Genomic DNA, 15,158 nt, shown 5'->3' on the forward strand with positions numbered 1-15,158 from the left:
TGCTTTCTGCCTATTCTTTGGCAGAGGAATAAGGTGAGTTTTAAGCTAAAACAACTAGATTTTTAGGGGGGTGGAAGAACTCTTTGAGGAACCTTGAAGTTTTCTTCCACTCTTATTTTTATAGAGGAATCATGATGAGAAATAAAACATCTCCTATGAAAGGCTGGATAGGTTTGGCGATTGCCCTCCTTTTAGTCATGTTCGCTATTTTTCTGACAGTAAAAAATTTCAGTGGTAGAACAGCTAAGCCAGATATTATTCCATCAAGTAGTACCAGTCTTGATGCTAAATCATTGTCAGATGCTACTCGTCTTGCAGCAGTCGAAAGAGAGGCGCTCAAGCAACGGTTCACGCCTTTACTAGAGGTAAATCCAGAAACGGTAGCCTATATCTACGCTCCAGGTACCATGCTAGATGAACCCGTGGTTCAGACAGGTGACAATGCTACTTATCTGGATAAGACTTTTGATGGGGGCTATGAGCCTTATATGGGGACGGTCTTTATGGATACAGATAATCGGAAGGATTTTACAGACCGCTTAACTTGGTTATTTGGTCACGCACGTGGAAGCGCTGTTCCTGATCACCGCATGTTCAATGATGTTAATTTTTATGATAAGCAGGACTATTTTGATCAACACAAGTATTTGGTAGTAGAAACACCTGAGAGAAAGTTGTATTATGAAGCTGTGGGTCTTGTGATTGTACCAGAAGAAACGGCTTTTTATCGCACCACCTTTGCAGATGATGAAGACTTTCTAACTCAGCTACGCAATATTTATGCTATTGCCCAGACCAAAAATCCAAATATAGAAATAAAGGCAAGCGATCGATACCTTGTTCTCTCAACCTGTCGTGAGGAGGACGAAACCATTCGTTCTAATCTCTATATGCGTCAGATATCCGAACAGGAACTAGGGAGCTTTCTTGCCACACACGGTGCAGATTTAGAATATGTAGCGACTCGATAGAGTTCTATCTATTGGTGAATTGACTTTAACAGAGTACAGTGAAAATGTGGTCAGAATCCGTTTTTGTTTCACAGGTGCTACAATCAAAAATATAGATATTCAACTTATACTCAATAAAAATCAAAAGTAGACTAGGAAACGAAGGCGAAGGTAGAACTCTGTTCCACCCTATTTCAAGGGAACAGGCTGAAAACCTCCACTGGAGCTTTTCACTCACCGAGACTCTTGACGACGTATCCTTTTGATTTTTAAAGAGTATTAGTATTTGATGCTTATGTCAGTATAGGACCTGAAGCTGGGGCATGGGATAGATTTCCTCGTGTTCAACGAACACGTCGTCAATCTCCTATTTTTCAGTCGGTTTTTTGACGTCCTCACATCTTATGGAATTGAGTTCGGACTAAAAATGTGAGAAAAAAGATGAATTGGCTTGATGAACTAAGTCATCTGCCCCAATTCCCTATTTTTCTTTACATTTTCTTAACGTCCTCACATCTTAAATGAACACGCCCTAAACTCTGTGCGAAAAAGATAAATACTCCTAGAAACTCTGGTTTCTTCGTCGTATTTCCTATTTTCGCTTTGAGTTTTTCACGGGCTTTGTATCTTTTAGTAAAGAAAGGAGTGAGACGCATTCAGATTGATGCGTCTCACTCCTTTTTGATAGATGACCGACTAGGCTTCTAAAGCAGCAACGAGGTCGGTTGCGAATTTTTCAAGATTGATGATATCATCTTCTTCAGCGGCCAAATCCACTTTGACATTTTCTGCCCCCTTGGTTGCGCCACGTGAAGCGAGCATGAGGTCAAAATCATCTACTGATTTACAGAAATCTTCGTAGAAGGTATCGCCTGACCCACAGACACCGTAGATTTTACCTGTTAAGTCGTAGTCAGCTAGGTCCGTATAAAAATCGACAATTTCATCGGGTAGTTCACCATCCCCACCGTAAGAATAGGTATAGGTTGCTACGATGATAATATCTGCGTCTAAAATTTCTTCGGTTTCAACGGTCGTACATTCATCATTGTGCACTTCAAGACCGAGCTCTTCGAGTTTCGTTGCGACAATATCTGCAATTTCTTCGGTATTGCCTGTCATACTAGCGTAGACAATTTTTGCCAGTGCCATAATTTCCTCCAAAAATAGATAATAGCATTAGTATACCATATTCTCTAAATTTTCAAAAGTGCTACTTTTATGATAGAATGAGAAAAAGGAGTATCTAGCATGTTAGAAATGATTTTGGATAAGATAAAAGAGTATCAAACGATTCTGATTCACCGCCACATGAGGCCAGATCCAGACGCCTTAGGTAGTCAAGTGGGTTTGCAACGGCTGTTACAAAAAAATTTCCCTGAAAAGACCATCAAGGTGACCGGATATACAGAGCCGAACCTTGCCTGGCTAGCGCAGATGGAGACAATCGAGGATGCAGACTACCAAGGGGCCTTAGTCATCGTGACAGATACAGCCAATCAGGAGCGGATTGATGACAAGCGATACGATCAAGGTGACTTTCTCATCAAGATAGATCATCATCCAAACGATGACGTTTACGGTGATATTTCCTGGGTGGATACCAAGGCGAGTTCTTGTAGTGAGATGATTGCGCACTTTGCCTTAGAAATGGGATTGGAACTGGATCGTGATAGTGCCTATCTATTTTATGCAGGTATTGTCGGTGATACGGGGCGTTTTCTTTATCCCGCAACTTCTGCGAAAACCTTTGAAATTGTAGCGCAACTTCGGCAGTATGACTTTGATTTTGCAGGACTTTCGCGGCAGATGGACTCGGTAGACTACACTATTGCCAAGCTCATTGCTCATGTCTACGACCATTTGGAGGTGGATGAAAACGGTGCAGCCCGTGTGGTTCTCAGTCAAAAATTGCTGAAGGAATATGGTGTTTCCGATGCTGATACTGCTAGTGTCGTCGGGGTACCGGGTCGGGTCAATACCGTTAAAAACTGGGGCGTCTTTGTTGAGCAGCCAGATGGTTCTTATCGAGTACGCTTGCGGAGTAAATTTCTTCCAATCAATGGGATTGCCAAACGCCATCATGGTGGTGGACACCCGTTAGCTAGTGGGGCAAATTCTTACTCTTTGGAAGAAAATGAAATCATCTACAGAGAATTACAACAGGTGGCAGCGGATGCAGGCAAATAGTCGGAGTATTCGTCTCATGGGGACGGTGATTGAGTTGAAGATTTGGCACCAGGATGCAAGCCCCATTTTAGACCAAGTAGAAGAACTTCTTTATTTGTATAAGAATCGGTTTTCGGCCAATGATTTAACGTCAGAACTCATGGAAGTCAATCTCAATGCAGGAGTGCAGGCGGTACCTGTTGCAGCGGATTTATTCGACTTGATTGCATTGGGAAAGATGCACAGCTGTGCGCCAAATAGTTATTTAAATATTACGATCGGTCCCCTAGTTCAAACTTGGCGAATTGGCTTTGCGGATGCGCGTGTTCCAAATCAAGATGAAATTGAGGAAAAGCTAGCCCTTATCCATCCATGGGATATTGAACTAGATGAGGAAGGACGGTCTGTCTATCTGAAAAAAGCAGGTATGGCGATTGATCTTGGTGCTCTGGCAAAGGGCTATATTGCAGACCGTATTGTGGAACATCTGGAGCGGGTAGGTGTATCAAGGGGACTCATCAATCTGGGAGGGAATGTCCTCACTTTTGGTCCAGCAAGCCACAACGTAGATGATTTGTGGCAGATTGGAATCCAGCATCCAAAACTTCCACGCGGAAACAATGTTGCAATTTTGAAAGTCGGAGCGGAGTCGGTGGTAACTTCAGGTATCTATGAGCGCACCTTGACCTATGAAGGAAAGACCTACCATCATATTTTTGATAGCCAGACAGGTTATCCTATCACCAGCGATGTAGCCAGCTTGACCATTGTCTCAAAACGGTCTGTGGATGGTGAGATTTGGACTACTCGCCTCTTTGGAAGTTCGATTTCTGCCATCTATCAGACTGTGCTAGCCCAAGAAGGACTTGAGGCTGTAATCATCACCAAAGATGATAAAATGATTATCACGCCAGGCTTGCAGGATCGCATCTTATTAGTAGGGGGAGGAGAGTATGAAAGAGGGCGGTTATGAAGTCATCGATTTATCCCTATTCACAGCCACTATGACCAACTTACAGACGGATACAGATTCTGGTGCATCCGAAGGTCATTTGGGAAATAGGGATACAATCGATACCCTTTCAGGAGCTTCCATTCACTAAAAAAGTTGGAGGTAAGTCTTGCTAAGATAGCGAAAATATGATAGACTATAAACTATCTATGGCTCGGAAAGAGTCCATGGCAGAAAGGAATTTTTAAAATGAAAAAAGATATCCATCCAGCATATCGCACAGTTGTATTTATGGATACAACGACTGGTTACAAGTTTCTTAGCGGTTCTACAAAGAACTCTAAAGAAACCATCGAATTTGAAGGTGAAACCTATCCATTGATTCGTGTGGAGATTTCATCAGACTCACATCCCTTCTACACTGGACGTCAAAAGTTCACTCAGGCAGATGGACGTGTGGATCGCTTCAACAAAAAGTACGGCCTCAAATAAAAAAACAGTCCAGTGGACTGTTTTTTCACTCGCCAAGAAATAAAATAGCAAGTTCCAGTCCATTGGACTGTTTTTTCACTTGCCAAGAAATAGGATAGCGAGTTCCAGTCCATTGGACTGTTTTTTCACTCGCTCGGAAACAGAATAGCGAGTTCCAGTCCAGTGGCGCATTTTTTATGAGCTTAGGAATGAGAAAGCTAATCTTGCTCTGGTGGAGTATAAGAGAAGGTGAAACGACAATTTTAGGGCTAATGGTCTTGTCTCGAAAATGGGAGTTGATGATGAAGAAATTTTCAGTATATCTTTTAGAAGATCTGGTCCAACTTTCTTCACCTTCTTATTTCAAAATTATCACTTTTTCTGCTATACTGGGAAAGTGAATTGTTTGAAAGTATGAGGACGAAAAGATGAAGAAAACTCCTTCTTTGGAGAGTCGTGTTGACTATGCCCTGATTTTACCCGTGTTTTTCTTACTGCTAATTGGAATTGTCTCAGTTTATATCGCAGTCAGTCAAGATTATCCTCACAATGTAGCCTCCATTGTGGGGCAACAGTTGATTTGGATTCTGCTAGGGATTAGTTTTGCCTTTTTAGTGATGCTATTTAGTACCAAATTTCTCTGGAAAATGACCCCGATTTTATATGTGTTGGGGATCGGTCTGATGATCCTACCCCTGGTATTTTATAGTCCTACCTTGGTCGCATCTACAGGTGCAAAAAACTGGGTAACGATTCGTGGTGTGACCCTTTTTCAGCCCTCTGAATTTATGAAAATTTCCTATATCGTCATGATGGCTCGAAGCATTGTTACCTTTCAAAAGAAACATCCTGTAAAGACCCTTCAAAAAGATTTTCAGCTGATTGGCTATTTGACGATATGGACGCTTCCTGTTTTATTGCTTCTATATTTCCAAAAAGATTTGGGGACCTCTCTTGTATTCCTAGCTATTTTCAGCGGAATGGTCTTGCTCTCGGGTGTGTCGTGGAAAATCTTGCTACCAACCTTTCTAACAATGGTTGTCTTAGTAGGGGGCTTCTTACTTCTGTTCATTGCGCCGGGAGGGACGACTTTTTTACACAATATGGGCATGGATACCTATAAGATTAACCGTATTGCAGCCTGGCTAGATCCCTTTAAAAATGCCAAATCGACGACCTACCAGCAGGCTCAAAGTTTAATCGCTATTGGTAGCGGTGGTCTCACTGGTCTGGGCTTTAATAAAACTAATCTACTGGTTCCCGTTCGTGAGAGCGATATGATTTTCACTGTTATTGGGGAAGACTTTGGGTTTGTAGGTGGCGTGACCTTGATAGGACTCTATACCTTGCTGATTTATCGCATGTTGCGGATTACCCTACAGTCCAATAACCGTTTTTATACTTACATATCGACAGGTTATATCATGATGTTGCTCTTTCATATCTTTGAAAATATCGGAGCGGCTATAGGAGTCCTTCCCTTGACAGGAATTCCCTTGCCATTCATCTCTCAAGGAGGCTCCTCCATCATTTCTAACCTAATCGGTGTCGGCTTGATGCTATCGATGACTTATCAATACACCCTGTCCAACGAACAGCGTTATACTAAGTCACGGGCATATAAGAAAATCACAATCAAACGTATAGAAAGATAGGTGTGCTATGAAAAAAGTGGCAGTGATACTAGCAAATGGCTTTGAGGAAATCGAAGCCCTAACCCCAGTAGATGTTCTGCGTCGGGCATCAATAGAATGTGATATGGTGGGATTGACAGCCAGAGAAGTTGAAGGCTCTCACGGTATCAAGGTGCAAGCAGACAAGGTTTTCACAGGGGACTTGACTGACTATGATATGGTTATTTTACCAGGAGGGATGCCAGGCTCTATCCATTTGCGTGACCATGCCGGTTTGATTGAGGCGATACAAGTAACTGCAAATAGGAATCAGTATGTGGCAGCCATTTGTGCAGCCCCGATTGTTTTGGAAAAAGCAGGGCTTCTAGCTAATCGTCGCTATACATGCTATCCTAGTCAGGAGGAGAATATTGTTTCTGGGCAATATGTGACAGATACAGTTGTAGTTGACGGTAATATCGTGACGAGCAGAGGAGCAGGAACAGCCTTAGCTTTTGCCTACCGTCTGGTGGCACTTCTTGGGGGAGATGCAGAGAGTTTGGCAGCTGCTATGGTGTATGAGTGATAGGGCTTGAAGAAAGAAGGAGTGAAAGAAATCTCTTAGGGTGTTCTCACTCCTTTTTTTGTAGGAAAATAGTAAAAAATATGATATAATGAGAGGTACTGATTTGGCTAGTTTGATAATGAATGGCTTCATCATCAAGTAGCAGGAAGGTCATGAATATCTATGTTTTTTGAAACTTGTATGACTTAGAAGATAAGGGAAGAAGAATGACAGAAGAAATCAATAACTTACAGGAAAAAGCTCAGGAATATGATGCCAGTCAAATTCAAGTCCTTGAAGGTCTTGAAGCAGTCCGCTTGCGTCCTGGGATGTATATCGGGTCGACTTCAAAAGAGGGGTTACACCATTTGGTCTGGGAGATTGTAGATAACTCTATTGACGAGGCCTTGGCTGGTTTTGCGACCCATATCGAACTCTACATTGAGATGGATAATTCCATTACAGTCGTTGATAATGGACGTGGTATCCCGGTTGATATTCAAGAAAAGACGGGTCGCCCGGCAGTTGAAACAGTCTTTACTGTGCTACATGCTGGAGGAAAATTTGGCGGTGGAGGCTACAAGGTATCGGGTGGTTTGCACGGGGTAGGTTCATCAGTTGTCAATGCCCTATCAACGCAACTAGACGTGCGGGTCTATAAGAATGGGAATGTCTATTACCAAGAATACCGCCGAGGAGAAGTAGTGGCGGATCTCGAAATTATTGACCAGACAGATAAGACAGGAACGACGGTCCACTTCACACCAGACCCAGAAATTTTCACTGAAACGATCGAGTTTGATTTTGCTAAACTGAACAAGCGTGTGCAAGAACTAGCTTTCTTGAATCGCGGTCTGCATTTGTCCATTACTGACAAGCGTGAGGGGCTGGAGCAAAGTAAGGAATACCACTATGAAGGTGGGATTGCGTCTTACGTCGAATACCTTAATGAAAATAAGGATGTTATCTTTGAAACACCGATCTATACTGATGGGGAAATGGATGATATTACAGTTGAAGTAGCTATGCAATACACGACAAGCTACCATGAAAATGTGGTCAGCTTTGCGAATAATATCCATACCCATGAGGGTGGGACGCATGAGCAAGGATTTCGTACAGCCTTAACCCGCGTGATCAATGACTATGCTAAGAAAAATAAAATCCTCAAAGAAAACGAGGATAACTTGACGGGTGAGGATGTTCGCGAAGGGTTGACCGCTGTTATTTCTGTAAAACATCCTGGGCCACAGTTTGAAGGGCAAACCAAGACCAAGCTCGGAAATAGTGAGGTGGTCAAGATTACAAATCGTCTCTTCTCAGAAGCCTTTTCAGAGTTTCTCTTAGAGAATCCGCAGATTGCCCGGCGCATAGTGGAAAAAGGAATCTTGGCAAGTAAGGCTCGGATTGCAGCCAAGCGAGCGCGGGAGGTAACCCGTAAGAAATCAGGTTTAGAAATATCAAACCTACCAGGCAAATTAGCAGACTGCTCCTCAAATGATCCCGCTCAAACGGAACTCTTTATCGTTGAGGGAGATTCAGCGGGAGGCTCAGCTAAATCGGGACGCAATCGGGAGTTTCAAGCAATCTTGCCCATCCGCGGAAAAATTCTCAATGTTGAAAAAGCCAGCATGGATAAAATCTTGGCAAACGAGGAGATCCGTAGCCTATTCACTGCTATGGGAACAGGATTTGGGGCAGAATTTGATGTGACCAAGGCTCGCTACCAAAAACTCGTTATCATGACGGATGCCGACGTTGATGGAGCCCATATCAGAACCTTACTCCTAACGCTTTTTTATCGCTACATGCGTCCGATTGTGGAAGCTGGCTATGTCTATATTGCCCAACCTCCTATTTATGGGGTTAAGGTTGGAAGTGATGTCAAAGAGTACATTCAGCCGGGAGCCAATCAAGAGCAGGAATTACAGGAAGCACTTGAGCGCCATAGCCAAGGGCGTTCAAAGCCAACCATTCAGCGATACAAGGGGCTTGGAGAAATGGATGATCACCAATTATGGGAAACAACCATGAACCCAGATAATCGACTAATGGCTCGTGTATCTGTTGATGATGCGGCGGAAGCAGATAAGATTTTTGATATGCTCATGGGTGATAAGGTGGAACCTCGTCGCGAATTTATTGAAGAAAATGCAGTCTATTCGACACTTGATGTTTAATTTTCTAAAAACGAGTGCATATCGCCAAAAAGTATGATATAATAAAGCGATATTTTCCAGTACAAACTATTATCTAAGGAGATTTACATGTCTAGAGGAACAATCATTTTAATCGTCGCGATTGTTGTTATCCTAATTATTGCCTATATTATCTGTCTTATCGCTCGTAAACGAAATGATAATTTACTAATTGCCTTGGAAGATCGAAAAGAAGATTTGTTCAACCTACCTGTCAACGATGAAGTAGAGGCAGTGAAGAGCCTGCATTTGATTGGACAAAGTCAGGTGTCTTTCCGAGAATGGAATCAGAAGTGGGTAGACCTATCTCTCAATTCCTTTGCGGATATTGAAAATCATATTTTTGAGGCAGAAGCCTTTAATAATTCTTTCCGCTTTGTTCGCGCTAAGAGTGCGATTGATAGCATTGAAAGTCAGATTGATTTGATTGAAGAAGACATTATTGCTATTCGTCAAGGTTTAAAAGATTTAAAAGAACAGGAAGAGAGAAATTCAGGTCGTGTGAAACATGCCTTGGATCTCTTTGATAGTCTGCAAGAATCTGTTCGTGAGCGTGCTGAACAATATGGTGAAACCTTGCCAGAATTGGAAAAACAACTCAAAAATATAGAAGTTGAATTTTCTGAATTTGTGATGTTGAACTCATCTGGTGATCCGATTGAAGCTGCAGGCATTTTGGATAAGACCGAAGAGCATATGATTGCTCTCAATCAAATTATGGATCGCCTTCCTGCCTTGATTGAGAAAGTCAATCAGGCTTTCCCAGACCAGCTGGACGACTTGGAAGCTGGTTATCGCAAATTAGTGGAGGAAGGATACCTATTTACAGAAGGGAATGTTGAAGCGCATTTCCAGGAAATCCGAGTGGCTATTCGTGAAACAACAGCCCTCATCGTATCATTTGACTTAGAGGCTGCCGAGGTAGAAATTGACGAAATCCAAGCGAAGATTGACTACCTATACCAAATCTTTACTCGGGAAATTGAAGCTCATAAGGGAGCTGTCAGGATGAGCAAGAAGCTACCAAAATTCCTTGAACATGTCGTTCAGAATACTGGGGTTTTGACAGAGGAAGCAGAACGCTTGAACCATTCCTACATTTTAGTTGAAAGCAAGCTATCTCGAATTTCTAAACTCGTTGCGAAGCTATCCTCAATGGAAACGGTTGTGCATGACAGTATTGCAGAGCTAGAAACCCCAAATGTTGCTTATTCGATTCTTGAGGAGCGTCTAGAACATGCTCTTACAACTCTTAAACAAATGGAAGAGGAGCAACTGGTCTTGGCGGATTATTTGACATCACAAGAGACATCTGAGACAAATGCTCGCAAGAAAGCGACTCTTTATATCAATCAGTTGCATACCTTGAAACGCTACATGGAAAAACGTAGTTTACCGGGTATCCCAGAGGATTTCTTATCTGTTTTCTTTAGGGCAAGTGGTCATGTAGAGGCCCTGTTAGCAGAGTTAGACTACAAACGAATCAATATTGAGATTGTCAATCGCTTGTTAGAAAATGCCTCATTTGATATGAACGAATTGGAAGAAGTAGCTTATACCATTGTTCAAAATGCGGCGCTAACAGAGCAGTTACTTCAATATTCAAATCGCTATCGTTCGTCAAATGCGTCCATCCAACAAGCCTTTAATCGCTCCTTAGCAATCTTTGAAAAGGACTATGATTATCAAGCAGCATTTGAGGAAATTTCATTTGCCTTAGAAGCTGTTGAACCAGGTGTCACAGAACGCTTCGTCCGTTCGTATGAAAAAACAAGAGAAACGATTCGTTACTAAACAAGAAGCCCTAGGGCTTTTTGTTTTAGATAGATAAAATAAGGAGGGAAAATGCCGGTAAAAGGATTGTTAGTCATGGATGTGGACAGTACCTTGATTTTGGAGGAAGGAATTGATCTACTGGGGGAAGAAGCAGGTGTAGGAAGCGAGGTAGCGGCAATTACTGAGCGTGCGATGCGGGGAGAGCTTGATTTTAAAGAGGCGCTTGCGAAGCGAGTTGCCCTATTAAAAGGCTTGCCTGCTAGTATATTTGAAGCTATTTCAGAAAGGATCCATTTTACTCCTGGAGCAAGAGAGCTGGTCGAAGCGATGCATAAGAGGGGGTACAAGGTTGCAGTAGTATCGGGAGGTTTTCATGAAACGGTAGATCGACTGGCGGAGAAGCTAGAAATTGATTACGTCAAGGCCAACCGCTTGGAAGTAGAAGCAGGGATTCTCACTGGTCGTGTTCTAGGTGATATTGTCACGAAAGAAACGAAAAAAGCCTGCCTGCAACAATGGGCGGAGGAAAACGGTTTAGAATTGGCGCAGACTATTGCGGTTGGAGATGGTGCCAATGATTTGTTAATGATCCAGACAGCAGGTCTTGGAATTGCCTTTTGTGCCAAACCGATTGTGCAAGAACAGGCTCCTTATCAGATCAACGAAAAAAATCTTGCTAAAGTTCTAGAATTGTTGGATACGGCCCAATAGGATGTAAAGCCCATAAAAGAGTCAAAATAAACAGAAGAGTAGCAGACTTCAAGAGGGAATCCACTCATTGACGGAGAGATTCGGTGTGGCCTATTTGCCAATGAGATTGAGGCAAGGCCCTTTCTTCTGAACAGTATGATAGCCCAAAACAACAAAAAATAGGCAGGAGTACAATTCTCTGTCTATTTTTTGTTGTTTTGGGCGTGTTCAATTATACAAGATACAAAGGGCGTCTAAAAAGCGACTGAAAATTAGGAAACATGACGAAGAAGTGTAACTTCTAGGAGTGTTTGTCTATTTTCCGAGCTTTTAGCCCGTGTTCAATTCACCGAGACTCTTGACAAGGTATCCTTTTGATTTTTATTGAGTATAAGGCAACGCTTGAATTGGTTTGAGGAATATTCCCTATTCAGATGTTGATTTTATAGAGTATACGCCCTACCCAAATAGTTTTTTCCAAAAGGAGGATTTTGTCTCCCTTTTGCTGGGTGTGGGGTGGAGAAGTGTAGCAAATTGCGTTAAGAGGGCCTTTTCCTCCCTTTGACTCGGACGGTCAGTATGAATCACCAAACCAAAGACAGTAGCACAGTCTTCAGAAACGATGGTGGCTTCACACCCCAATTCTTGAGCGGTTTTTAGATAGAAAATTTGCCTCTGGTTAGCAATAAAGGGTGAAATTTTGACAAAGACAGGCTTGTAATTCTGGGTAATCTGTCCTAGAATTTCTTTGAAATGGTTTGCCAATTCTTGAGAATTGGCTTCGTCAATGCTGCACAGGCCAATGACACGCTCCTCAAAAGTCTGCAAAAATTTTCGTTGCTCATCTGGGTTGACTTTCAAACCACCGGCAGCTTGTTGGATAATAATGTCGTTGATATCTTTCATAGTCATAGTATACCATAAAAGTACAGTTTCGGAAATAGTCGGAAAAAGAGAACTAATTGTGGTACAATAGTAGGATGAAAGTTGGATGAATATCCTTTGAACAGTAAAATGATACTCGGATAATGGATAACGAAGAGAAGTTCGATTTGCGATTGTGATAAGGATAGCCATACTAGCCTTATCTCCTTTCTTCCATCATTCTTCTTGTGAAAGAAAGCGTATCTACGGTTGATTTTCTTTGAGTCGCGAGAGGTATTTATGAAACAAGACTATCAGCACATTCTACCTGGCTTATTCCTGTCTATCCTGATAGCAGCCATTGCAAAAGGATTGGCAACCTTTTTTCCTAGCATCGGTGCGGCTAGTTTAGCAATTTGCATTGGTATTGTACTAGGAAACACAGTTTGTAGGAGTAAGCGTCTGGAAAAGGGAACGAAGTTTTCAGAAAGTAAACTATTAGAATTGTCTGTAGCTTTACTAGGGCTAACTGTGACCTTTCAGACGATTGGAGATTTAGGCTTTTCAGGTCTGATTTACATTATTTTCATGATGGTTAGTGTCATTCTCTTCACCTATTTTTTAGGTGGAAGACTCGGCTTTAAAGATGAACTATCTTTCATGATTGCAGGTGGGAATGCAGTCTGTGGCTCATCAGCTATTGGAGCGATTGCGCCAGCTATCAGAGCAGATAGTAGGGATAAGGGGCAGGCGATTGTCTTGATAAATCTCTTAGGAACTATTTTGATGTTTGTCCTGCCTGTAGTTGGGGTGCAGCTCCTTGCTTTTTCAGATTTAGCAAATAGTGCCATGATTGGTGGAATCTTACAGTCTGTAGGACAAGTAGTAGCTTCGGCTAGCCTCATTAGCCCAAGGGTGACCCAATACGCTACCTTGTTTAAGATTACACGTATTCTTTTTCTAGTGCTTGTGGTGTTTGTCTTTGAGCGCTTAATGGCTAAGAAAAATCAGGTTTCCCCCCTTGAACATACGACTGCCAAATCGATGTTTACGAATGTTCCTTGGTATATTCTAGCTTTTTTGATACTGTGTCTCCTCAATAGCAGCTTCTCGCTCCCTGTCTTTTTTAGCACAGCTTCAAAACTGTCTAGTTCTTGGTTTGAAATTACTGCACTGGCTGCGATTGGACTCCGTTTGGATTTTAAAAAATTCCTTCAAGAAGGTCCGAAATTTCTGATTTACATGGGCTTAATCGGGATGTTTCAGCTAGTGATGGCACTGATGTTGATTTTTATTTTCCAAATTGGTTAGAAGTGGCGAGGAGGAAACGCTATCATTGAACTATGTACGAAAAAAACGAGTTTTTCCTTGAAAAAAAAGCGATTTTGAGGTAACATGGTTTAGTAAATAAAATTAACTCAAAGGAGAGTAAAAAATGTCAATTATTACTGATGTTTACGCTCGCGAAGTCCTAGACTCACGCGGTAACCCAACACTTGAGGTAGAAGTTTACACTGAATCAGGTGCATTCGGTCGTGGTATGGTTCCTTCAGGAGCTTCTACTGGTGAGCATGAAGCAGTAGAGCTTCGTGATGGAGACAAATCCCGTTACCTTGGTCTTGGTACACAAAAAGCTGTTGATAACGTAAATAATGTTATTGCAGATGCTATCGTTGGATATGATGTCCGTGATCAACAAGCGATTGACCGCGCAATGATTGCTCTTGATGGTACTCCAAACAAGGGTAAATTAGGAGCGAACGCAATCCTTGGTGTCTCTATTGCTGTAGCACGTGCTGCTGCTGACTATCTTGAAATTCCACTTTACAGCTACCTCGGTGGGTTCAATACAAAAGTTCTTCCAACACCAATGATGAACATTGTGAATGGTGGTTCTCACTCAGATGCTCCAATTGCTTTCCAAGAGTTCATGATTTTGCCAGTTGGTGCACCAACTTTCAAAGAAGGACTTCGTTGGGGTGCTGAAGTATTCCATGCTTTAAAGAAAATTCTCAAGGCTCGTGGTTTGGTAACAGCTGTTGGTGATGAAGGTGGATTCGCTCCTAAATTTGAAGGAACAGAAGACGGTGTTGAAACAATCATCGAAGCAATCGAGGCAGCTGGTTACGAAGCTGGTGAAAATGGAATCATGATTGGTTTTGACTGTGCTTCATCTGAATTCTATGACAAAGAGCGCAAGGTTTATGATTACACTAAATTTGAAGGGGAAGGAGCTGCTGTACGTACTTCTGCAGAGCAAATTGATTACCTAGAGGAATTGGTGAACAAATATCCAATCATCACTATCGAAGATGGTATGGACGAAAACGACTGGGATGGCTGGAAAGCCCTCACTGAACGCCTTGGCAAACGTGTTCAATTAGTTGGTGATGACTTCTTCGTTACAAATACTGACTACCTAGCGCGTGGAATCAAAGAAGGAGCTGCTAACTCAATCCTTATCAAGGTGAACCAAATCGGTACATTGACTGAGACATTTGAAGCCATTGAAATGGCAAAAGAAGCTGGTTACACTGCGGTTGTATCACACCGCTCAGGTGAAACTGAAGATTCAACAATCGCTGATATTGCTGTTGCAACAAATGCTGGTCAAATCAAGACAGGTTCCTTGTCACGTACTGACCGTATTGCAAAATACAACCAGTTGCTTCGTATTGAAGACCAACTTGCTGAAGTTGCAGTTTACAAAGGTTTGAACTCTTTCTACAACTTGAAAAAATAATCTCTTTCACAGAGTAAGGGCTGTAAAGCCTTGATATAAAGTACTTTGGGTATTATCCCAAGGTGCTTTTTTGAATCTACTACAATAATAGCAAACTACACTGGGATACAGTATCTTTAAAATATAGGCTTTTAAAAACTTTTCTGAAGGAAGGATTGACACCTCTA

14 protein-coding genes are annotated in these 15,158 nt (G+C 42.1%); 12 read left to right on the plus strand and 2 right to left on the minus strand.

The window, feature by feature from the left end; genetic code table 11:
- The first annotated feature begins 131 nt into the window (after positions 1-131).
- Positions 132-971 (plus strand): class B sortase, LPKTxAVK-specific, encoded by an 840-nt coding sequence (srtB, locus tag BVE84_RS02890; RefSeq protein WP_076995586.1) that lies wholly within the window; start codon positions 132-134, stop codon positions 969-971.
- Positions 972-1,646: 675 nt separating this feature from the next.
- Here srtB and BVE84_RS02895 read toward each other — a convergent pair.
- Positions 1,647-2,102, minus strand: a complete 456-nt coding sequence (locus tag BVE84_RS02895; RefSeq protein WP_076995587.1) for a flavodoxin — start codon at positions 2,100-2,102, stop codon at positions 1,647-1,649.
- A gap of 99 nt (positions 2,103-2,201) precedes the next feature.
- Between BVE84_RS02895 and BVE84_RS02900 the strand changes: the two genes are divergently transcribed.
- The 9 genes from BVE84_RS02900 (at position 2,202) to serB (ending at position 11,405) form a co-directional block, all read left to right on the plus strand.
- Entirely contained in the window at positions 2,202-3,140 is a 939-nt protein-coding gene (locus tag BVE84_RS02900) for a DHH family phosphoesterase (protein ID WP_076995588.1), read from the plus strand.
- On the plus strand, positions 3,127-4,092 hold the full coding sequence (locus tag BVE84_RS02905) for an FAD:protein FMN transferase (protein ID WP_076995589.1): 966 nt from the start codon (positions 3,127-3,129) through the stop codon (positions 4,090-4,092). The genes BVE84_RS02900 and BVE84_RS02905 overlap by 14 nt, the downstream gene beginning before the upstream one ends.
- Positions 4,073-4,222, plus strand: coding sequence for a hypothetical protein (locus BVE84_RS10835; protein ID WP_158071995.1), 150 nt, complete (start codon positions 4,073-4,075; stop codon positions 4,220-4,222). The genes BVE84_RS02905 and BVE84_RS10835 overlap by 20 nt, the downstream gene beginning before the upstream one ends.
- 98 nt (positions 4,223-4,320) lie before the next feature.
- Positions 4,321-4,563: a type B 50S ribosomal protein L31 gene (locus tag BVE84_RS02910; RefSeq protein WP_076995590.1), complete on the plus strand. Its 243-nt coding sequence runs from the start codon at positions 4,321-4,323 to the stop codon at positions 4,561-4,563.
- A 407-nt stretch (positions 4,564-4,970) separates the two neighbouring features.
- A complete protein-coding gene (locus BVE84_RS02920) occupies positions 4,971-6,197 on the plus strand; it encodes an FtsW/RodA/SpoVE family cell cycle protein (RefSeq protein WP_076995592.1) in 1,227 nt (408 codons plus the stop codon).
- 7 nt (positions 6,198-6,204) lie between these two features.
- Positions 6,205-6,741, plus strand: coding sequence for a DJ-1 family glyoxalase III (locus BVE84_RS02925; RefSeq protein ID WP_076995593.1), 537 nt, complete (start codon positions 6,205-6,207; stop codon positions 6,739-6,741).
- Between the two features lie 206 nt (positions 6,742-6,947).
- Complete coding sequence (gene gyrB, locus BVE84_RS02930) at positions 6,948-8,900, plus strand: DNA topoisomerase (ATP-hydrolyzing) subunit B (protein ID WP_076995594.1); 1,953 nt, start codon at positions 6,948-6,950, stop codon at positions 8,898-8,900.
- Between the two features lie 87 nt (positions 8,901-8,987).
- Positions 8,988-10,712, plus strand: a complete 1,725-nt coding sequence (gene ezrA / locus BVE84_RS02935; RefSeq protein WP_076995595.1) for a septation ring formation regulator EzrA — start codon at positions 8,988-8,990, stop codon at positions 10,710-10,712.
- 51 nt (positions 10,713-10,763) lie between these two features.
- Positions 10,764-11,405 carry a phosphoserine phosphatase SerB gene (gene serB, locus BVE84_RS02940; protein ID WP_076995596.1) on the plus strand — a complete coding sequence of 214 codons (642 nt, stop codon included), beginning with the start codon at positions 10,764-10,766 and terminating at the stop codon, positions 11,403-11,405.
- Between the two features lie 438 nt (positions 11,406-11,843).
- On the opposite strand, the gene BVE84_RS02945 is transcribed toward serB, so the two are convergent.
- A complete protein-coding gene (locus tag BVE84_RS02945; RefSeq protein WP_076995626.1) occupies positions 11,844-12,290 on the minus strand; it encodes a DUF1694 domain-containing protein in 447 nt (148 codons plus the stop codon).
- 258 nt (positions 12,291-12,548) lie between these two features.
- Here BVE84_RS02945 and BVE84_RS02950 point away from each other — a divergent pair, with 258 nt between their 5' ends.
- Together BVE84_RS02950 and eno are read left to right on the plus strand one after the other, a co-directional pair.
- Entirely contained in the window at positions 12,549-13,559 is a 1,011-nt protein-coding gene (locus tag BVE84_RS02950) for a YeiH family protein (RefSeq protein WP_076995597.1), read from the plus strand.
- Between the two features lie 124 nt (positions 13,560-13,683).
- Positions 13,684-14,991: a surface-displayed alpha-enolase gene (eno, locus tag BVE84_RS02955; RefSeq protein WP_076995598.1), complete on the plus strand. Its 1,308-nt coding sequence runs from the start codon at positions 13,684-13,686 to the stop codon at positions 14,989-14,991.
- Positions 14,992-15,158: the final 167 nt, after the last annotated feature.

Source organism: Streptococcus azizii (assembly GCF_001984715.1).
GTDB lineage: Bacteria > Bacillota > Bacilli > Lactobacillales > Streptococcaceae > Streptococcus > Streptococcus azizii.

What these genes read in the sequence shown, in the direction of transcription:
- srtB (WP_076995586.1), top strand. Translation starts at nt 132, where the DNA reads ATGATGAGAAATAAAACATCTCCTATGAAAGGCTGGATAGGTTTGGCG.
- BVE84_RS02945 (WP_076995626.1), bottom strand. Translation starts at nt 12,290, where the DNA reads ATGAAAGATATCAACGACATTATTATCCAACAAGCTGCCGGTGGTTTG.
- ezrA (WP_076995595.1), top strand. Translation starts at nt 8,988, where the DNA reads ATGTCTAGAGGAACAATCATTTTAATCGTCGCGATTGTTGTTATCCTA.
- BVE84_RS02900 (WP_076995588.1), top strand. Translation starts at nt 2,202, where the DNA reads ATGTTAGAAATGATTTTGGATAAGATAAAAGAGTATCAAACGATTCTG.
- serB (WP_076995596.1), top strand. Translation starts at nt 10,764, where the DNA reads ATGCCGGTAAAAGGATTGTTAGTCATGGATGTGGACAGTACCTTGATT.
- BVE84_RS02925 (WP_076995593.1), top strand. Translation starts at nt 6,205, where the DNA reads ATGAAAAAAGTGGCAGTGATACTAGCAAATGGCTTTGAGGAAATCGAA.
- gyrB (WP_076995594.1), top strand. Translation starts at nt 6,948, where the DNA reads ATGACAGAAGAAATCAATAACTTACAGGAAAAAGCTCAGGAATATGAT.
- BVE84_RS02950 (WP_076995597.1), top strand. Translation starts at nt 12,549, where the DNA reads ATGAAACAAGACTATCAGCACATTCTACCTGGCTTATTCCTGTCTATC.
- eno (WP_076995598.1), top strand. Translation starts at nt 13,684, where the DNA reads ATGTCAATTATTACTGATGTTTACGCTCGCGAAGTCCTAGACTCACGC.
- BVE84_RS10835 (WP_158071995.1), top strand. Translation starts at nt 4,073, where the DNA reads ATGAAAGAGGGCGGTTATGAAGTCATCGATTTATCCCTATTCACAGCC.
- BVE84_RS02905 (WP_076995589.1), top strand. Translation starts at nt 3,127, where the DNA reads ATGCAGGCAAATAGTCGGAGTATTCGTCTCATGGGGACGGTGATTGAG.
- BVE84_RS02910 (WP_076995590.1), top strand. Translation starts at nt 4,321, where the DNA reads ATGAAAAAAGATATCCATCCAGCATATCGCACAGTTGTATTTATGGAT.
- BVE84_RS02895 (WP_076995587.1), bottom strand. Translation starts at nt 2,102, where the DNA reads ATGGCACTGGCAAAAATTGTCTACGCTAGTATGACAGGCAATACCGAA.
- BVE84_RS02920 (WP_076995592.1), top strand. Translation starts at nt 4,971, where the DNA reads ATGAAGAAAACTCCTTCTTTGGAGAGTCGTGTTGACTATGCCCTGATT.